At 70.6% G+C, this 20,285-nt stretch carries 12 protein-coding genes; 8 read left to right on the forward strand and 4 right to left on the reverse strand.

Features of this window, described 5'->3' with window-relative positions; genetic code table 11:
• Positions 1 to 157 precede the first annotated feature (157 nt).
• On the reverse strand, positions 158 to 1,591 hold the full coding sequence (locus J5V96_RS01480) for a sensor histidine kinase (RefSeq protein ID WP_208500521.1): 1,434 nt from the start codon (positions 1,589 to 1,591) through the stop codon (positions 158 to 160).
• Between the two features lie 89 nt (positions 1,592 to 1,680).
• On the reverse strand, positions 1,681 to 2,412 hold the full coding sequence (locus J5V96_RS01485; RefSeq protein ID WP_208499847.1) for a response regulator transcription factor: 732 nt from the start codon (positions 2,410 to 2,412) through the stop codon (positions 1,681 to 1,683).
• Between the two features lie 171 nt (positions 2,413 to 2,583).
• Between J5V96_RS01485 and J5V96_RS01490 the strand changes: the two genes are divergently transcribed.
• Positions 2,584 to 4,041, forward strand: a complete 1,458-nt coding sequence (locus J5V96_RS01490; RefSeq protein ID WP_208499849.1) for an ABC transporter permease — start codon at positions 2,584 to 2,586, stop codon at positions 4,039 to 4,041.
• Positions 4,042 to 4,073: 32 nt separating this feature from the next.
• Positions 4,074 to 4,772 (forward strand): ABC transporter ATP-binding protein, encoded by a 699-nt coding sequence (locus J5V96_RS01495; protein WP_208500527.1) that lies wholly within the window; start codon positions 4,074 to 4,076, stop codon positions 4,770 to 4,772.
• An 84-nt stretch (positions 4,773 to 4,856) separates the two neighbouring features.
• Here the strand turns inward: J5V96_RS01495 and gnd are convergent, their stop codons facing one another.
• On the reverse strand, positions 4,857 to 6,320 hold the full coding sequence (gene gnd, locus J5V96_RS01500) for an NADP-dependent phosphogluconate dehydrogenase (RefSeq protein ID WP_307793166.1): 1,464 nt from the start codon (positions 6,318 to 6,320) through the stop codon (positions 4,857 to 4,859).
• Positions 6,321 to 6,853: 533 nt separating this feature from the next.
• On the opposite strand from gnd, the gene J5V96_RS01505 reads away from it, so the two are divergent.
• Complete coding sequence (locus tag J5V96_RS01505) at positions 6,854 to 7,456, forward strand: 50S ribosomal protein L25/general stress protein Ctc (protein WP_208499853.1); 603 nt, start codon at positions 6,854 to 6,856, stop codon at positions 7,454 to 7,456.
• Between the two features lie 102 nt (positions 7,457 to 7,558).
• Complete coding sequence (pth, locus tag J5V96_RS01510; protein WP_208499855.1) at positions 7,559 to 8,143, forward strand: aminoacyl-tRNA hydrolase; 585 nt, start codon at positions 7,559 to 7,561, stop codon at positions 8,141 to 8,143.
• Between the two features lie 6 nt (positions 8,144 to 8,149).
• Here the strand turns inward: pth and J5V96_RS01515 are convergent, their stop codons facing one another.
• Positions 8,150 to 8,713: a hypothetical protein gene (locus J5V96_RS01515; RefSeq protein ID WP_208499857.1), complete on the reverse strand. Its 564-nt coding sequence runs from the start codon at positions 8,711 to 8,713 to the stop codon at positions 8,150 to 8,152.
• Between the two features lie 59 nt (positions 8,714 to 8,772).
• Here J5V96_RS01515 and mfd point away from each other — a divergent pair, with 59 nt between their 5' ends.
• The 4 genes from mfd (at position 8,773) to nhaA (ending at position 20,280) form a co-directional block, all read left to right on the forward strand.
• Positions 8,773 to 12,390: a transcription-repair coupling factor gene (gene mfd, locus J5V96_RS01520; RefSeq protein ID WP_208499859.1), complete on the forward strand. Its 3,618-nt coding sequence runs from the start codon at positions 8,773 to 8,775 to the stop codon at positions 12,388 to 12,390.
• 8 nt (positions 12,391 to 12,398) lie between these two features.
• Positions 12,399 to 12,713, forward strand: coding sequence for a GNAT family N-acetyltransferase (locus tag J5V96_RS01525; protein WP_208499862.1), 315 nt, complete (start codon positions 12,399 to 12,401; stop codon positions 12,711 to 12,713).
• Positions 12,714 to 12,829: 116 nt separating this feature from the next.
• A complete protein-coding gene (locus J5V96_RS01530; protein ID WP_208499864.1) occupies positions 12,830 to 18,991 on the forward strand; it encodes an Ig-like domain-containing protein in 6,162 nt (2,053 codons plus the stop codon).
• A gap of 128 nt (positions 18,992 to 19,119) precedes the next feature.
• Complete coding sequence (gene nhaA, locus J5V96_RS01535) at positions 19,120 to 20,280, forward strand: Na+/H+ antiporter NhaA (RefSeq protein WP_208499866.1); 1,161 nt, start codon at positions 19,120 to 19,122, stop codon at positions 20,278 to 20,280.
• The last annotated feature ends 5 nt before the right edge of the window (positions 20,281 to 20,285 follow it).

Consider the following 20,285-nt stretch of genomic DNA (forward strand, 5'->3'; position numbering starts at 1 on the left):
CCCCGCTCGTTCGTCGCGCAGCGCCCCCCGCTCGTTCGCCGGGCAGCGCCCCTGTTCGTTCGTCGGGCAGCGCCCCCACTCGTTCGTCGAGCGAGCGAAGCGAGTCGAGACGCCCAAGCCCTCCGCGGGCATGGGCGTCTTCGTCTTCGTCCCGGGTTCAGGCGACCGGCTTGGCGGGCAGGTCGACCTCGAAGGTCGTGTCCCCGGGTGTGCTGCGCACGGAGATGGTGCCGTGGTGCGCCTCGACGATCGCCTTGACGATCGCAAGTCCCAGTCCGGTGCCCCCTGTTGCTCGCGCGCGTGAGCGATCCGCACGGGCGAAGCGTGTGAAGAGCTCCGGCAGAAGTGCTTGATCGATGCCGGGACCGTCGTCGTGCACGCGCAGGACCCCGCGTGTCGCTGAGCCGGATCCCTCGTGCGACACCGACACGGTGACCGTGGTGCCCGCGGGGGTGTGCGTGCGTGCGTTGGCGAGCAGGTTGATGACCACCTGATTCAGGCGTGCGGCATCGCCCGCGACGATGACCGGCTCCTCGTCCACCTCGACGCGCATGGTGTGCGACGAGCCGGTGACCCGCTGATCCGCGACCGATTCCAGGGCGAGCTGCGTGAGGTCGACCGCGCCGTAGACCAGCTCCTGGCCCTCGTCGAGGCGGGCGAGCAGCAGCAGGTCCTCCACGAGGCCGGTCATCCGGATCGACTGGGCTTGGATGCGCTCCAGCGACTGCGATGTGATCTCCGACAGGGCCGGATCCCGCAGCGACAGCTCGGAATAGCCGCGGATCGAGGCGAGCGGCGTGCGCAGCTCGTGGCTGGCATCCGCGACGAACGTGCGCATGCGCTCCTCATTGCGCTGCCGCGCGTGCAGGGAGGCGTCGACGTGATCGAGCAGCGTGTTCAGCGCGGCGCCCACCTGCCCGAACTCGGTATGCGGGTTCGCCTGTTCGGCGGGCACGCGCTCCTCGATGCGGACGACGCCCTGATCCAGTGGCTGGCGCGAGACGCGCTGTGCCGTGGCGGCGACGGTGCGCAGGGGCTTGAGTCCCTGACGGATGACCAGGGTGATCGCCGCGCCCAGCACGAACAGCCCGACGGCGGTGGCGGCCGTGATCACGGTGAGCATGTTCCCGATGGTGGCGCGGACGTCGCCTGTGGACTGGCCCATCACCGCCCAGCCGCCCGGGATCGCGCCGTGCAGCACGCGGAACTCGCCGAGCCGCGGCACCGTGAGCGTGTCCACGGCGACGACGGAGGGAGCGTCCTCTGCGGCGGGCACCGTGCCGCCCAGCTGCAGCCCGCTGAGCTGGGCCTCGGTGAGCGACTGCACGTTGTAATGGCCGTCGACCACCGCGCCGGAGCGCACCTGGTCGTCGCTCTCGAAGATGAGGATGGAGCCGGGGGGCAGCTGCGCGAGCCGCAGGTTGGCCGCCGCGTCGACCGCCCCCGAGCGGACGAGCATGGGCTGCGACTCGTTCACCATCGTGCGCACCTGCTGCGTGAGGCGCTCCTCGAGCGAGGCGTTGAGCATCACGCTCGTCACCGCGGCGACGATCACGAAGATGAGCGAGACGAAGCCGAAGACGGTCAGCATCAGCCGCCCCTGGAACGACAGCGTCGGCAGGAGACGCCGACCGGCGGCTTCACCGGCCTCCGGAACGTCGGTGTCGACGCCTCCGGAGGTCACTGCGGGGCCTTGATCATGTACCCGACGCCGCGCACGGTGTGGATGAGAGGCTCGCGGCCCGCGTCGATCTTCTTCCGCAGGTACGAGATGTACAGCTCGACGACGCTCGATCGCCCGCCGAAGTCGTAGCTCCAGACCCGGTCGAGGATCTGCGCCTTCGAGACGACCTTGCGCTCATTGCGCATGAGGAAGCGCAGCAGCTCGAACTCGGTGGCGGTCAGCTCGATCTCGGCGCCGTCGCGGATGACCTCGTGGCTGTCCTCGTTGAGGCTGAGGTCGCCCACGCGCAGGATCGGCTCGTCGTCGGCCGAGTGGGCGGTGCCGGAGCGGCGCATCAGCGCGCGCAGGCGCGCCACCACCTCCTCGAGGCTGAAGGGCTTCGTCACGTAGTCGTCGCCGCCTGCCGTGAGACCGGCGACGCGATCGACCACGGCATCCTTGGCCGTGAGGAAAAGCACGGGCACGTCGTCGCCGCCCTGACGCAGGCGCTGCAGCACGGCCATGCCATCGAGATCGGGCATCATGATGTCGAGCACCAGCGCGTCGGGGCGGAACTCCTTCACGGCCGCGAGAGCTTCGAAGCCGCTGCCCGCGGTGCGCACCTCCCAGCCCTCCATCTTCAGGGCCATGGCGAGGAGATCCGTCAGCATCTGTTCGTCGTCGACGACGAGGACACGAACGGCGGTGCCATCGGGGCGCTGGAGTGCGGGGGCGTGGGGCATGCTCATGGCCCCATCTTGACCCTCTTCCTATGAGGTTTCTATGGAGCGGGCTATGCGTGGGGTGAGAGAAACGGATGCCCGCCGCCATAGCGAATCCATATCCGGATCCGACGAGCGGCAAATGGTCGGTTCGTAGCTTTCCGATGTCGGCGAGTTCCGCCGACCGGAGGAGAACCCATGTACTTGACCTACTTGCGACGCGAGCTGTCCGGCCGCAAGAAGCAGACCGTGATCGTGGCCGCCGGCCTCGCGATCGCCATCGCCCTCGTGCTCATCGTCAACTCGCTGGCGGCGGGCGTTCGCGACGCGCAGGCCGCGGCGCTGCAATCCGTCTACGGCGTCGGCACCGACGTGACCGTGACGGGCGCGCAGTCCCAGCCCGGCGACGGCCCGAGATTCCAGTTCGGCGAGGACGGCGGCACGCAGAACGACGACGGATCCACGAGCCTCAGCCAGTCGATGCTGATGCCCGACCGGATGCGCGGCACCCTCGAGGCGGCGACGGTGGACGCCGTCGCCGACCTCGACGGCGTCGCGGCGGCCTCGGGCGCGCTGAGCCTGACCAACACGACCTTCGACGGCGAACTTCCGCAGCGACCGGCCGAGGGGGAGCAGCCGGACACCGACGTGCAGCCCGGTGAGAGCCCGCAGGGCGGCCAGGGCGGCGGCTTCGGCGGTGGAGACTTCGGCGTCGACTCGTTCAGCGTTCTGGGCATCACCGCGGCGGATGACGCCATCGGGCCGATGTCGTCGGTCGAGGCGGCCGAGGGCCGTCTGCTCGACGCCGAGGATGAGGGCGCGAACGTGGCGGTCATCGACCAGACCTACGCGACCACGAACGAGCTGGCCGTGGGCGGCACGATCGATGTGGGCGGGAACGAGCTGGAGATCGTCGGCATCGCCGCCTCCACCTCCGCCGAGGCGGACACCGCAGCGGACGTCTACATCCCTCTCGACGTCGCGCAGACGCTGTCGGGGTCGGAGGACGCCGTGTCGACGATCTACGTGCAGGCCGCGTCCTCCGAGGACATCGAGGCGGTGCAGGCGGCGATTCAGGCCGAGCTGCCCGATGCCACCGTGAGCACGCAGTCCGACCTCGCCTCGACGGTGTCCGGATCGCTCGCGAGCGCGACGTCGCTCATCACGAACCTGGGCACGTGGCTGTCGATCATCGTCCTCGCCGTCGCCGTGCTGCTGGCGGTGCTCTTCACGATCTCGGGCGTCACCCGCCGCACCCGCGAGTTCGGCACGCTCAAGGCGATCGGCTGGTCGAACGGCCGCGTGGTCGGCCAGGTGGCGGGCGAAGCGGTCGTGCAGGGTCTCATCGGCGGTGCCGCGGGGCTTGTGCTGGGCCTGGCCGGAGTGCTGGTGATCAACCTGGTGCATCCGGTGATCTCCGCGGCTCCCGCCGCGAGCAGCGGGCAGGACGGCGCACCGGGCGGAGGGTTCGGGGGCGGCCCGTTCGGCGGCAGCTCGCAGGCCGTCGCCGACATCGCGCTCTCCGCACCCGTCTCGGTCACGGTGATCCTCGCCGCGATCGGCCTGGCGATCGCCGGCGGCCTCGTCGCCGGTGCCATCGGCGGCTGGCGTGCCGCGCGACTGAGTCCCGCCGAGGCCCTGCGGTCGGTGGCCTGATGAACGACTTGAAGGAGACAGCGGACATGACCATGACCGATGGCACGGACACCGCGGTGGCGACGGCGTATCGCCTGACCGGAGTGACGAAGACCTACGACCAGAAGGGGCGCGAGGTCCGGGCGCTGCGCGGCGTCGACATCGAGATCGCGCAGGGTGACTTCGTGACGATCCAGGGCCCGACAGGGGGCGGGAAGTCCACCTTCCTGCAGATCCTCGGGGCGCTGGATCGCCCCACGAGCGGATCCGTCCTGCTCGGCGAGGAGGACATCGCGAAGGCGTCGAACGGCGAGCTGAGCCGCCTCCGGGCGCACGACATCGGGTTCGTGTTTCAGGGGTTCAACCTCATCCCGACGCTCACGGCCGCCGAGAACGTCGACATGGGGCTCGAGCCCCTGCGCCTGTCGCAGGCCGAACGTGCGCAGCGCGTGACGCAGGCGCTGGCCCACGTCGGTCTGGCCGAGCGCGGCGATCACCGCCCGGGCGAGCTCTCGGGCGGCCAGCAGCAGCGTGTGGCGATCGCCCGCGCCATCGCGAAGCGGCCCCGGGTGCTGCTCGCCGACGAGCCCACCGGCAACCTCGACGAGAGCATGCGCGACGAGATCCTCCAGGTGCTCGAGGCGCTGAACGCCGAAGGGCTCACGCTCATCGTCGTGACGCACGACTCGGCGGTGGCCAAGCGGGCGCGCCGGCGCCTGCGGCTGGACAAGGGTGTGGTCAGCGACATCTGACGCGCCGATCCACTCCCTGAGAGACGCGGGAGGCCGCACCTGAAGACAGGTGCGGCCTCTCGGGTGTTCAGGCGAGGGGAACGCTCAGTGCGTGTCCTCGGCCTCGATCTCGGTGCGGTCACCCGACCACTGCGTGTGGAAGGTGCCCTCCTTGTCGATGCGCTTGTAGGTGTGCGCGCCGAAGAAGTCGCGCTGGCCCTGCACAAGCGCGGCCGGCAGGCGCTCGGCGCGGATGCCGTCGTAGTACGCGAGCGACGACGAGAACGCGGGCGAGGGGATGCCCGCCTGGGTCGCGGCGATCACCACACGGCGCCACGCGGCCTGGCCGCGGGCCAGAGCGTCGGCGAAGTACGGCGCCGACGCGAGGAGCGGGAGCTCCGGCTGCTCGGCGTACGCGTCGGCGATGCGGTTGAGGAACTGGGCGCGGATGATGCAGCCACCCCGCCAGATGCGGCTCACGGCGCCGTTGTCGATGGTCCAGTTGTACTCGGCGGCGCCGGCGCGGATCTCGTCGAAGCCCTGCGAGTAGGCGATGATCTTCGAGGCGAACAGGGCCTGGCGCACGTCCTCGATGAAGGCGTCGGCGTCGGCGACCGTGAACTCCTCGTCGGGGCCGGGGAACGAGCGGGCCGCGGCGCGCTGCTCCGGGTGCGACGACAGCGAGCGGGCGAAGGTCGCCTCCGCGATGCCCGACACCGGCACACCGAGGGAGAGGGCGGTCTGCACGGTCCAGGCGCCGGTGCCCTTGGCTCCGGCCTGGTCGAGGATGACGTCCACGAGCGGCTTGCCGGTCTCGGCATCGACCTGACGGAGCACCTCGGCGGTGATCTCGATGAGGTACGACTCGAGCTCGCCCTTGTTCCACTCCGCGAAGACCTCGGCGATCTCGGCGGGGGTCTTGCCCGTGCCGCGACGGATCAAATCGTAGGCCTCGGCGATGAGCTGCATGTCGGCGTACTCGATGCCGTTGTGCACCATCTTGACGAAGTGGCCGGCACCGTCGTGACCGACGTGCGTGACGCAGGGCTCGCCTTCGGCGACCGCGGCGATCGACTTCAGGATCGGGCCGAGCGTGATCCACGACTCGTCCGAGCCGCCGGGCATGATCGAGGGGCCCGTGAGGGCGCCCTCCTCGCCGCCGGAGATGCCGGCGCCGACGAAGTTGATGCCCGTCTCGCGGACGGCCTTCTCACGACGGATGGTGTCGGGGAAGTAGGCGTTGCCGCCGTCGACGATGATGTCGCCCGGCTCGAAGACCTTCACGAGCTCGTCGATGACGGCGTCGGTCGGGCCGCCGGCCTTGACCATGATGATCGCCGTGCGGGGCTTGGCGAGGCTCGCGGCGAACTCCTCGTACGAGAAGGTGCCCACGAACTCGGCCTCGGGGTGGGCGGCCAGCAGCTCGTCGGTCTTCGAACGGCTGCGGTTGAGGATCGCCACCTTGTTGCCCTCGCGGCTGGCGAGGTTGCGGGCGAGGTTCGAGCCCATAACGGCGAGGCCCACGACGCCGATGTTGGCGACGGCCTGAGTGGTGGAAGCGTCGGTCACGCGATCTCCTTGCACACGGATCACTGGGGGTGATCTTCATTGGGGACGTGTCTCGGGACGCGGGCGCCGCCGGACAGCGGTAGTCGGGACGGCGCTCGCGTCATCAAGAGCATTCCGTCGCCTACAGATTAGTGCGCGCGCACCTCACCCCGGTTCATGCGGCGTGGTGAGGCGCACGGTCCGGTGGGGTCAGTCCTTGCGGTAGCCCGAGCGACCGAGCGAGAAGAAGGCGCCGGCGACGAGCACGGCGGCGGCGATGCTCATCAGGGCGATGACGGTGGTCACGATGTGCGTGGGATCGATCACGGTGTTCTCCAGGGGGGTTCTCGCGCAGACGAGCGCGGTTCAAATCTACCGGCACGTCCGGTAGGATGGAGACGACCTCGGCGAGGGCGCGCGCTCACAGCGCAGCCGTTATCGACGCGGGACGAGCCTCGTGGCTCTCCTCATGCGTTGCCTTCTGCCAAGCCTGGGTCGAGAGAATCCACAGACCTTCGCCCGACGGATCGTCGCGCGTCCACGAGGAGAACACCATGACTGAGCAGACCACGCTCGACGTCGACGTCCGCACCGAGTTCGGCAAGGGCTTCGCCCGCCGTCTGCGCGCCGCCGGCAAGATCCCCGCCGTCCTGTACGGCCACGGCACCGAGCCGGTCCACGTCGCCCTGCCGGGTCACGAGACCGCCCTCATCGTGCGTCACGCCAACGCCGTCATCGAGCTCAAGATCGAGGGCAAGGCCCAGCTCGCGCTCGTCAAGGACGTCCAGAAGGACCCGGTGCGCCAGATCATCGAGCACATCGACCTCATCGTCGTGAAGGCCGGCGAGAAGATCACCGTCGACGTCCCCGTCGTCGTCGAGGGCGAGTCCTTCGCCGGCACGATCGTCAACCAGGACGCGACCTCGCTGTCGCTCGAGGTCGAGGCGACCCACATCCCCGAGAACGTCGTCGTCAACGTCGAGGGTCTCGAGGACGGCACGCACATCACCGCCGGTCAGGTCGAGCTGCCCAAGGGTGCCACGCTCGTGACCGACGCCGAGACGCTGGTCATCGGCATCACGACCCCGGCCGCCCCGGTCGAGGACGAGGCCGAGGCCGGCACCGAGGCCCCGGCCGAGGAGGCCGCGGCCGAGTAATCGGGCCGCTGTTCTTCGGAACGACTTCCGGGAGGGGGACGCGAGCGATCGCGTCCCCCTCTTGCGTGCGCGATGCGCATGGCGACTTGAGAGGATGGATCCATGGCGGACACGTGGCTGATCGTGGGACTCGGAAACCCCGGACCCCGGTACGAGACGACCCGGCACAACGTCGGCCAGATGGTGATGGATGAGCTCGCCTCCCGTCGGCAGGCCGCGTTCAAGCAGCACAAGGCGAACGCGCGCGTCGCCGAGACGTGGCTGCGTCCGGGAGCCGCGAAGCTCGTGCTGGCGAAGCCCAACTCGTTTATGAACGTCTCGGGAGGGCCGGTCGCCGGCCTCGCGCGCTTCTACGGCACGGATCCGGATCACGTCATCGTCGTGCACGACGAGCTCGACATCCCCTTCGACACCCTCAAGCTCAAGACGGGCGGCGGGCACGGAGGCCACAACGGCGTGCGCGATGTCGCCAAAGCGCTCAGCACGCCGGACTTCCACCGCGTGCGGGTGGGCATCGGGCGCCCTCCGGGCCGGCAGGATCCGGCCGACTGGGTGCTGGATCCGTTCAGCGCATCCGATCGTCAGACGCTGCCGATCCTGATCTCGGATGCGGCCGACGCGGTCGAGCGGATCGTCGAGCACGGCATCACCGCGGCACAGCAGGTCGCCCACGCCCCGAAGGGCTGACGCGCCTCAGAGCGCGAGCGACGCCGAGCCGGCGGCCACGAACACCGCGGCCAGGGCGGTGAGCGCGGTGATCATCGGACCGAGCGCCGAGATCACGATCGCGGCGATGCCCGGCCCGCGGCCGCGGCGCCTCGCCGTGGCGACGATGCCGAGGACGAGGGCCGCGATCCCGAGCGCTGCGCCGCCGTATACGGCGATCTCGCCCGCGAGCACCCAATCGCGCACCGGAGTGAGAAGGCCCCAGTGCGGCGCGTCCGGGAAGTCCGCGAGACGCGGTCCGAGCTCTACGGCCACCTGGAAGAGCGCGACGGTCAGCAGCCCGTTGAGGCCGACGGCGGCCACGAGCGCCAGCACGAGGGCGGTGATCCCCAGCGCGCTCGAGCCCTTCGCGGCGGGCGCCTGAAGCCGCTGACCGTAGCGAGGATCCTGCGGCGGGGCGTAGGGCGCGACCGGCGGGAATCCCGCCCCCACCGCACCCGGGGGCGCGGAGACCGGCTGCGACGATGGCGGGAGAAGGCCGTACGGCTGGTGCGGGGGAGCCGGAACCGGGGGCTGCTCGGGGGTGGTCACCTCGCAATCCTAAGGAGGCCGTCGGCTCCGATGTCGGAGGCCGCACCTAGACTCGACGGGTGAGTTTCCAGGGGATCGTCCGGGCGCTGCAGGGCGCCGAATCGTTCCGCGATGCGCTTGTCGCATCCGCCGTCGACGCCGACCTCTCGCTCGTCGACGGGCTCGATGCCCCCGCGCTCGCCGCGCTGCTGGCGAAGCGCGTCGAGGCGGGCCATCCCGCGGTGATGCTGGCGATCGCTCCCACGGGCCGCCGGGCGGAGAGCCTGGCGGCCGCCCTGTGCGCCGTGATGCCCGACGCCGAGGTGCGCGACTTCCCCTCGTGGGAGACGCTTCCGCACGAGCGACTGAGCCCGAGTCCGGAGACGGTCGGCCGTCGCCTCGAGACCCTGCGCCGTCTCGCGATGTGGGACGGCGCGCATCCGCTCGTCATCACCACCTCCGTCCGGTCGGCCATCCAGCCTCTCGCGAGGGGGCTGGGCGATGCGCAGCCAATCCGCCTCGCCGTCGGCGAGCGAGGGGCCGAGCTCGACGAGGTCGTGCGACGGCTGGTGGAGCTCGCATACGCGCGCGTCGACATGGTGTCGCGCCGCGGCGAGTTCGCGGTGCGCGGCGGCATCCTCGACGTGTTCGCTCCCGTGGCAGACCATCCGCACCGCATCGAGTTCTTCGGCGACGAGGTGGATCAGATCCGCGCCTTCTCGGTTGCCGATCAGCGTTCGCTGCCGGGCGAGGTGCGCGAGGTCGAGCTGGTGCCCAGTCGCGAGCTGCTGCTCACCGACGACGTGCGCAGCCGCGCGCGTCAGCTGCAGCACGAGTTCCCCGGCATCGCCCAGATGCTCGAGAAGATGGGCCAGGGCATCCCGGTCGAGGGCATGGAGTCGCTGACGCCCGTCGTCGCCGGACCGCTCGTGTCGCTCGCCGAGTACCTCCCCGATGGTGCCGCGGTCGCGATCGTCGATCCCGAGCGCGCGGTCTCGCGTGCCATCAACCTCGGCGAGACCAACCGCGAGTTCCTCGAGGCCGCCTGGAGCGCCGCGACGAGCGGCGCCAGCGCGCCGATCAACCTCGATGCGGGCGACTTCGTGTCGCTCTCGCGCCTGCACGACGACGTGCGCGAGCGCCACGGGGTGTGGTGGACGCTGAGCCCCTTCGACTCCGGCGCGGCCGACATCGCGGCCGAGCTCGACGCGCTCGCCGACGACGGCGTCGACGTCGCGCAGCGCCCGGCGCCGAGCGACGTGGGCTTCCGCGTGCGCGGCACCGCGGTGCCGTCGTACGCGGGCAATGTCGACGGCGCCGTCGAGCACGTCTCGGCCCGCCTCGCCGACGGCTGGGCCGTGGTCGTGGCGGCATCCGGATCCGGCCTCGTCGATCGCGCTCGCGACGTGCTGGCCGATCGCGGACTGGCGGCGCGCGTCGTCGAGTCGCTCGATGAGGCACCCGAGCGCGGCATCGCGACGCTGATCCAGGCATCGGTCGAGCGCGGGTTCGAGATGCCCGAGGCGAAGCTCGCCGTCCTGACTGAGAGCGAGTTCTACGGGCGCACCATCGGCGGCGACAGCCGAGTCGTCAAGAAGCTCGCCTCGCGTCGCCGCAACGTCGTCGACCCGCTGCAGCTGAAGCCGGGAGATCACGTCGTCCACGCGACGCACGGCATCGGCCGCTTCGTCGAGATGACGCAGCGGGTGGTCTCGAGCGGCGGACGCAACGCGACCAAGTCGACGCGCGATTACCTCGTGCTCGAGTACGCGCCCTCCAAGCGCGGTCATCCGGGCGACAAGCTGTTTGTGCCCACCGACCAGCTCGATCTGCTCTCGAAGTACGTCGGCGGCGAAGCCCCCGTGCTGTCGAAGATGGGCGGCGGCGACTGGGCCGCGGCCAAGAGCAAGGCCCGCAAGGCGGTGCGCGACATCGCCGTCGAGCTCGTGAAGCTCTACTCGGCGCGCATGGCGGCCAAGGGACACGCGTTCGGGCCCGACACCCCGTGGCAGCGAGAACTGGAAGAGGCGTTCCCGTTCGCCGAGACGCCTGATCAGCTGCAGACCATCGACGAGGTCAAGCGCGACATGGAGCGCCCGATCCCGATGGACCGCCTGCTCTCCGGAGACGTCGGCTTCGGCAAGACCGAGGTGGCCGTGCGCGCCGCGTTCAAGGCCATCCAGGACGGCAAGCAGGTCGCGATGCTCGTGCCGACGACGCTGCTGGTCAAACAGCACCTCGAGACGTTCCAGGAGCGATTCGCGGGCTTCCCCGTCACGGTCAAGCCCCTCTCGCGGTTCCAGACGGCGACCGAGGCGCGCAAGACGCTCGACGGCCTGCTCGACGGAACGGTCGACATGGTGATCGGCACCCACCGCATCCTGACCGACCAGGTCCTCTTCAAGGATCTCGGGCTGATGATCATCGACGAGGAGCAGCGCTTCGGCGTCGAGCACAAGGATCAGCTGAAGAAGCTCAAGACCAACGTCGACATCCTCGCGATGAGCGCCACCCCCATCCCTCGCACGCTGGAGATGGCGGTGACGGGCATCCGCGAGATGTCGACCCTCGCCACCCCGCCCGAGGACCGGCACCCGATCCTGTCCTACGTCGGACCGCGCAGCGACAAGCAGATCGCCGCCGCGATCCGTCGCGAGATGATGCGGGAGGGGCAGGTGTTCTACGTGCACAACCGCGTCACGTCGATCAACGCCGTCGCGGCCCATCTCGCAGAGCTCGTGCCGGATGCGCGCATCGCCGTCGCGCACGGGAAGATGGGCGAGCATCAGCTCGAGCAGGTGGTCGATGACTTCTGGGAGCGCAAGTTCGACGTGCTCGTCTGCACGACGATCATCGAGACCGGCATCGACATCGCCAACGCGAACACGATCATCATCGATCGCGCAGACAAGTACGGACTCGCGCAGCTGCACCAGCTGCGCGGACGCGTCGGCCGCAGCCGCGAGCGCGCATACGCCTACTTCGTCTACGACGAGACGAAGCCGCTCTCCGAGACGGCGGCCGATCGTCTGCAGACGATCGCCGTGCACAACGACCTCGGCTCCGGCATCCAGGTGGCCATGAAGGACCTCGAGATCCGCGGGGCGGGCAACCTGCTCGGCGCGGAGCAGGCGGGCCACATCGCCGGCGTCGGCTTCGACCTGTACCTGCGGATGATCGGCGAGGCCGTGGCGACCTTCCGCGGTGACGAGGTCGAGGGCCCCACCGAGCTGCGCCTGGAGCTGCCGATCGAGGCGCGCCTTCCCGAGGACTACATCGACGCCGAGCGCCTGCGGCTCGAGGCCTACCAGAAGCTCTCGGCGGCGGCCGCGGCGACGGCGAAGGACGACGCGATCGACCTCGTCGTCGAGGAGCTCACCGACCGCTACGGCACCCCGCCGCCGGAGGTCGACGGCCTCATCGCCGCGGCTCGACTGCGTCGCCGTGCGGCGCGCTCCGGGCTGAGTGACGTGGTGGCCATGGGCCGCAACCTGCGCATCGCCCCCGCCAACCTGCCGGAGTCCATGAAGGTGCGACTCGCGCGGCTCTACCCGGGCGCCAAGCTGCTCGCCGGCGGCGAGGCGATGGTCGTGCCCCTGCCGACCGCGGGTGGCGAGCCGCTCGGCGACGCCGACCTGCTGGCGTGGGTGGCGCAGCTGCTCGATGCGCTCTTCCCGGTGCCGCCTCGTGAGGGTTGAATGACGTCATGAGCACCGCAGACATCTCCGTCTCCGACAACGCCGAGCGCTCCCGGTACGAGGCGCACATCCTCGATCCGGAATCGGGCGAGCGTCAGCTTGCGGGGGTGCTCGTGTACGAGGACGCGGATGGCGACGGCGGCTCTCGCACCCTGCTTCACACCGTGGTCTGGCAGGAGCACTCGGGTCACGGCATCGGCGGGCGGCTCGCGGAGACGGCCTTCGCCGACGCGCGTGAGCGCGGGACGAAGATCGTGCCGGTCTGCACGTTCGTGCTGGCGTGGCTCGAGCGTCATCCGGAGCAGCACGAGCTCGTCGCCTGAGGCGTCCGCGCCCGTGGGGGGCAGGGGTGCCCCCTGCCGGCGATGTCGACCCGCGGTAGTCTGAGGCGGTTGCACGGCGCCCCGGCGCCGGATGGGCGCTGTCTCGGGGGAAGCGAATGCGCAGATCGGACCACGTCGGTGTCGGCCATGGGCGCGTGCGCGCCGGATCGGTCTTCGCGGGCGCGGTCGTGGCGATCGCCGCGATCGGCATCACGACGGCGGCGATCGCGTTCGAGGGGAACCCGACCGCGCAGCTCGACCTGCACGACGGCTCCGTGTGGATCACGAAGTCCGACGAGCAGCTCGTCGGGCACTTCAACAACGAGTCGCGCCGGCTCGACGGGCAGCTCAAGGCACCGAGCGCCGAGTTCGATCTGCTGCAGGAACGCGACCAGGTGCTGGTGCACAACGGCGGGGGTGAACCCACGCTGATTCCGCTGGACACCGCGGGGGTCGCCCTGGGCGACGCGACCGACCTTCCGGTCGGGGCCGTCGTCGAGATGGGTGGTGGCACGGTCGCGATCCTCGATCCCGCATCCGGCGCCCTCCACGCGCTGCCCTTCACGGGTGTCGCGTCGTTCTCGGCCGCCGAAGCGGAACCGCTCGCCGAGCTCGGCGAGGACGCCGCGATGACGGTGGCGGCCGATGGCACGGTGTACGCCGTCTCGCCGAAGCAGGGGACGCTGCTGACCATCACGGTCGGCGGCGACGGCACCGCCGAGCGCACGGCCGAACAGCCCCTCGAGGGCCTCGAGAAGGGGTCGGCCGTCGAGGTGACCTCGGTGGGCGACGTGCCGGTGGTGCTGGATCGCGCGCGGGAGCTCCTCGTGGTGGAGGGCCGCGAGGTGCCCGTCGCCGGCGCGGAGGTCGCGCGTCTCGCGGCCGATGTGGCGCAGGGCGACACCGTCACGCTGGCGGTCGAGGACGCGCTGCTCACCCTGCCGCTCGGCGGGGGAGAGGCGGCCGAGACGCGCACCGGATCGTCGGGCGGTCGCCCGGCCCAGCCGGTGGTCGTCGAGGGCTGCGCGTACGGCGCCTGGTCGGGGACCGGGCGCGTGGTGCGCGACTGCGTGGGCACCGAGGCCGACCTCGTCGACAGCATCGCGCAGTACGACGGGAAGGGCGAACTCCGGTTCCGCGTGAACCGCGACGTGGTCATCCTGAACGACGTCGTCACCGGCGGCGCCTGGCTGCCGAGCGATGCGCTCCAGAAGGTCGACAACTGGGACGATCTGGTCGCGCCGGAGGGCGAGGGCGAGGAGAGCGACGAGACGACGACCTCGACCGTGCCGGATCCGCTCCCGCCCGATCGCGGCCCCGACAACAAGCCGCCCGTCGCCAACGACGACGATCTCGGCGCACGGGCCGGACAGACGGTCATCCTGCCGGTGCTGCTCAACGACACCGATCCGGACGGCGACGTGCTCACGGTGACGCTGCCCGACGGCTCGCCCTCGCTCGGCGACGTGCAGCCCATCCAGAACGGGCAGGCGCTGCAGATCAGCGTGCGGCCCGACGCATCCGGCACGGAGAGCTTCCGCTACGAGGCCGACGACGGCCGGGGCGGCACCGATGTCGCGACCGTCTCGCTCACGGTTCGCACCGACGACCAGAACGGGGCGCCCGAGCAGCTGCAGAAGATGCAGGTGCCGCTCGAGCAGGGCGGTGAGGTCACCTACAACGTGCTCCCGGAGTGGCGCGATCCGGATGGCGACCCCATCTTCCTCATGGCCGTCCACGCCGCTCCGGGAGACGAGGTCTCGTTCACCCCCGATGGCCGCGTCACCTACCGGGCCGTGGCCGGGACTCTCGGCCCGCTCGACGTGCCGATCGAGGTGTCGGATGGCACGACCTCGATCGCCGGCGTGCTCGCGCTCGACATCCGCCAGCCCGGATCCAATCCGCCCGTGACGACCGCTGATCACGTGGTGACGCGGGCCGGCGTGCAGGTCGAGGTCGCGCCTCTGGTCAACGACCTGGGCGCCGGATCCGAACCTCTGCGTCTCGCGCGCGTGGACCAGGTGGTCGGCACCGAGATCGAGGCGGACTTCGCCAACCGCACGTTCACGTTCAGCTCCACGAAGGTGGACACGTACTACGTGCAGTACCTCGCCTCCAACGGCGTGACCGCCGTGCCGGGCATCGTGCGCATCGACGTCCTCGAGCCGACCGACGCCGATCGCGCTCCCGTTGCCGTGCGCGACATCGCGATGCTGACGCGCGGCGGCGAGGTGCTCGTCGACGTGCTCGCCAACGACAGCGACCCGAGCGGGGGCGTTCTTGTCGTGCAGTCGATCGACGTGCCCACGACGACGGGGCTGTCGGTGTCGGTGCTCGGGCACGAGACGCTCCGGATCACTGATCGCGCCGCCGCGACCGACCGGGTCACCATCCGGTACCAGATGTCGAACGGCCAGCACAGCGCCCAGGGCGAGGTCATCGTGATCCTCGTTCCGGCGCCGGAGAAGCTGCGGCCGCCGCACGCGAGCGACGACACGGCCGTGGTGCGCGCGGGCGATGTCGTGACCGTCCCCGTGCTGGACAACGACACCCATCCGAACGACGACGAGATGCACGTGGTGCCCGAGCTCGTCACTCCGGCGGACACGGCGCTCGGCGAGTCGTTCGTCTCCCAGGACACCGTGCGCTTCCGCTCCACCGGCGATGAGGGTCAGGCGACCATCGTCTACGAGGTCGTCGACAGCGTGGGTCAGAAGCAGGCGGCCTCCGTCACCATCCAGATCCTGCCGGTCGACGTCGAGAACAACGCGCCTCCCCGTCCCCTCGACCTCGAGGCGCGCGCCGTGGCAGGAAGCCCAGCCACGATCGTGGTGCCGCTGGACGGGATCGACCCTGACGGCGACTCCGTGGAATTCGCGGGCTTCGCCACCGGACAGACCAAGGGCTCGGTCGCGCCGGTGCGTCCGGGCGTCTTCACGTACACGCCCTCGGAGACCTCGAGCGGCGTCGACACGTTCACCTATCGCGTGCGCGATGCGCTCGGGAAGGAGGCGACCGCCACGATCCGTGTCGGCATCGCCCCGGGGGCCGGCGTGAACCAGGCGCCGTTCGCCGTGCGCGACGACGTGGCGACCCGCCCCGGTCGCATCGTCTCGGTGCCGGTGCTCGACAACGACTCCGACCCGGAGGGCGACGACCCGGCTCTCGTCGACGACGGGCTGATCGTGCCGGACGACGTGCCGGGCCTCGACGCCCAGGTCGCCGACGGCAGCCGGATCGATGTGACCGCCCCGGAGGACGAGGGGCAGTACGCGCTGCAGTACACGATCGCCGATTCGCTGGGCGCCGAGGCCCAGGGCGTCGTGCAGATCACGGTCGACGACGAGGTGCCGCTCGTGCCGCCGATCGCGCGCGACGACTACGTGCCCTCCGAGGAGATCATCGACGGGGTCTATGCCGATGTGGACCTGCTGTCGAACGACGAGGATCCCGACGGCCGCGCTGCCGACCTCTCGCTCGCGGTCGACGGCGACGTGCAGGCGGATGCGCAGGGTGTGCTGCGCGTGGAGATCGGCGAGAAGCGTCAGCTCATCGGCTACACCGTCACCGACGAGGACGAGGGCGTCGCACGGGCCTTTGTGCACGTGCCCGGCATCGAGGATCTGCGCCCCACGCTGATCTCGACGGATGCCGTCGAGGTGCGCAGCGGCGAGACGATCGAGCTGCCGCTGGACGAGCACGTCCGCGCCACGGACGGACGCGACCTGATGCTCACCGATCCGGATCTCATCCAGGCGCAGCACGCGGACGGCTCGCCGCTCTTCACCGACGAGCACACGCTTGTCTACACCTCGGTCGACGACTATGTCGGCTCCGACGCCATCAGCTTCGAGGTGACCGACGGCTCCTCGATCGACGACCCCGCCGGTCGGAAGTCGACGCTGTCGATCCCGCTCACGGTGCTGCCGCCGGCGAACGCGGCGCCGACGTTCGTGAACGCCCGCATGTCCGTCGGGGCCGGCGATCCGGAAGCCGCGACGCTGGAGCTCGGACCGCTCGCGACCGACCCCAATCCCGAGGACACCCTGACCTTTGCGATCGAGGGCGCGCCCGAGGGGATCACGGCCGCGGTCGAGGGCGACACGCTGCGCGTGACCGCCGACCCGTCGCTGCGGGGCTCGGCGGGGGTCGTCCAGGTGCGGGTGAGCGACGGCGAGGCCGAAGCAGTGATCGGCGAGGTCGAGATCACGGTGACCGCGTCGACGCAGCCCCTCGCGACGGTCTCGAACGATGCCGTTCCTGACGCCGTGCAGGGCAGAGCCGTCGATGTGCCGGTGCTGGCCAACGACCAGAGTCCCTTCCCGGGCGAGCCGCTGTCGCTCGACATCGTCACGCTGGAGTCCACCGGCGCCGGCAAAGCCGAGATCGTGGGCGATCAGGTGCGGGTCACGCCGAAATCCGACTTCGTCGGCCGGATGACCGTGCGCTATCGCGTGCTGGATGCGACGGGAGACGCGGAGCGGGCGGTCGAGGGACGCATCGTCCTCACCGTGCGCGGTGCCCCGGATGCGCCGGGTCGACCCACCGTGTCGGGCGTGCAGGATCGTCAGGTCACGCTGTCGTGGTCGGCCCCCGCAGACAACGGCGAGCCGATCACCGAGTACCTCGTCACGGGCACGGGCGGATCCGGCTACCAGCGGTCGTGCACCTCCACCCGCTGCGACCTGACCGGGCTGACGAACAACGTCGAGTACACGTTCACCGTGGTGGCCGTGAACGAAGTGGGCCCGTCCGAGCCTTCCCTGGTGAGCGAGGTCGCGCGACCGGACGTGCGCCCGAACACGCCCGCGATGCCCACGGTGACGGACTTCGGCAACGGCGAGCTCACCGTGCAGTGGACGAAGCCGAAGACCGCGGGCTCGCCGGTGTCCGGGTACACGCTCGAGGTGAACCCCGCCCTCCCCAATGGCACGTCCGTGATCGACGTGCCCGAGGCGGGCTCCCAGACTCCGTCGCGGGTCGTGAAGGGGCTGCTCAACGGGGTCACCTACGAGTTCCGCGTGCAGGCGCGCAACGCGGCACCCGATCCGTCCGACTGGAGCGGATGGAGCAAGCCCGGCGGTGTGCCGGCGACGGTGCCGGATGCCCCCACCGCGCTGCAGATGTCGAGCGGGTCCGGGGCGAACGGCGATGCGACCGTGAGTGTGCAGTGGACGCCTCCTGCCTTCAACGGCGGCGATGCGATCGCGGGCTACGAGATCCGCGCGATCCTCAACGGCTCGGTCAAGAAGACGAACACCGCGCTCGCCGGGGCGCGATCGACGACCTTTGCGCTTCCCGCCTCGGGTACCGACTACGAGTTCCAGGTGCGCGCCCAGAACAAGGCCGGGTGGAGCGAACCCGGTGTGGGCCGCGCCCGCGCGTTCACCAAGCCCGGTGCCCCGAGCGGCGTGACCACGGCCGCGGGCGATCGCTCGATCACCGTGCGCTGGAACGATGCGGCCCTCAACGGCGCGAGCGCGTCGTGGGTCCAGTATCAGTTCAACGTGGGCTCCGGATGGTCGAGCGGCTGGGCCAGCGGCGGCGCGAGCGGCAGCGGTGTGATCGGCGGCCTCACGGCAAAGCAGACGTACTCGGTCGCGGTGCGCGCGGTCGTCCACCCGAACGGCGACGCCTCCCAGACGCTTGCAGGAGACGCCGCCTCGGGCCCGGAGGCCACGCCGTGGGGCCCGCCCATCGCGCCGAGCGTCTCGGCGAGCACGCCCAACACGAGCAACGCGAACTGGTCGGTGAACGCGACCTCCTCCGGCAACGGACGGTCGGTGACCCGCGTCATCGTCAAGGTGGGCGGCCGCACCGTCTACGACGGCGCGAACCTCAAGCCGAGCGGAAGCAGCGGCTACAACAGCGGCGAGACCGTGACGGCGCAGGTGATCGTGCAGGGCGGAGATGCGTCCCCCTGGGGCAGCAGCGGCACACTCCTCAAGCCCTGGGCCCCGCCGGGCGCCCCGCGCATCATCCGCACCGAAGAGGGCGACCGCAAGGTGGGCATCGAGTGGCGCGATGACCGCACGGGCACCGATCCGGACGGCCATCTGTCGTGGCAGTTCTCCCTCAACGGCGGAGGGTGGACCACCGACGGGGTGGTGGCCGGGCAGGCCGGCGTGCGCCTGTGGGCGATCACGGGCCTCCAGAACGGCACGACCTACCGCATCCGCATGCGTGCGGTCGAGCACACCTCCGACGGGCGGCTCCTGTACAGCGACCCGTCCGAGACGATGACGCTCACGCCGTACCCCTGCGGCTGCTCGTTCTGACCACCGGGGTGCGACGCCCGTCTGCGTCGCACCCGGTGCGCACCGTAGGCTGGACTCAGGTGTGCCGGGAAGTCTGGTCGGCCGCGGGTGTCGCCCGCGTCGTGTCCCGGCGATCTCGAAAGGCCTCCATGCCGATCCTCCGTTCCGACCGCTTCCCCGCGGTTCTCCTGCTGGCCGCTGCCGCCGCGGGACTCCTCGTCGCGAACCTGCCCATCGGGGCGGGCGTGATCGAGGCGAGCCACCTCCATCTCGCGATCCCCGGCACGCCGATCGACCTCTCGATCGCGCACTGGATCTCCGACGGCCTGCTCGCGATCTTCTTCTTCGGCGTCGCGGTCGAGCTGCAGTACGAGCTGACCACCGGTGAGCTCTCGAGCGTGCGCAAGGCCATCCAGCCCGCGATCGCCGCCGCCGGGGGCGTCATCGTGCCGGTCCTGATCTTCCTCGCGATCGCCGGCGGCGATCCGGCGACCCGTGACGGCTGGCCCATCCCCACCGCGACCGACATCGCGTTCGCGCTCGGCGTGCTCGCCGTGTTCGGACGCGGACTGCCCTCGACGGTGCGCGTCTTCCTCCTGGCCCTCGCGATCATCGACGACATCGTGGGCATCGTCTTCATCGCGGTCCTGTTCGCGAACGACATCGACCTCGGGCTGTTCGCCATCGCGCTGGTGCTGGTGGTCGTGTTCGGCGCCCTGAGCAGGATCGACACCGAGGCCCGCGCGGCCCGGGTGGCGGTGGTCGTGCTCATGACGATCGTCGCGGTCGTCGCCTGGGCGCTCGTGCTCGAATCGGGGGTGCACGCGACGATCGCCGGTGTGCTGCTCGGTCTGGCGGTGCGACAGAACGCCGGAATGCGCACGCGCCACGTGCTCGAGCCCTGGATCAACGGCGCCATCCTGCCGCTGTTCGCGTTCGCGGCGGCCCTCGTCGCGATCCCGCAGGTGTCTCTGGCCGAGCTGTCGCCGGCGCTGTGGGCGATCGTGATTGCACTGCCGGTCGGAAAGGTGATCGGCATCGCCCTGTTCGGGTGGCTGGGTATGCGCATCCGGCCCCGCGGCAGTGCCCCGCACGTCCACTTCCTCGACCTGCTGGCGGCCGGCACGCTCGGCGGCGTGGGCTTCACGGTCTCGCTGCTGCTGGCGAACCTCGCCTACGCGAGCGATGCGGCCATCCGTGACGAGGCGATCCTCGGAGTGCTCGGCGGCTCGCTGATCGCGCTCGTGCTGTCGGCGCTGTTCGTCTCGCTGCGGGCGCGTCACTACCGGGTCGTCGCCGCCGCGTCATAGGGCAT

It is taken from the genome of Microbacterium stercoris (assembly GCF_017592545.1).
Taxonomy (GTDB): Bacteria; Actinomycetota; Actinomycetes; order Actinomycetales; family Microbacteriaceae; genus Microbacterium; species Microbacterium stercoris.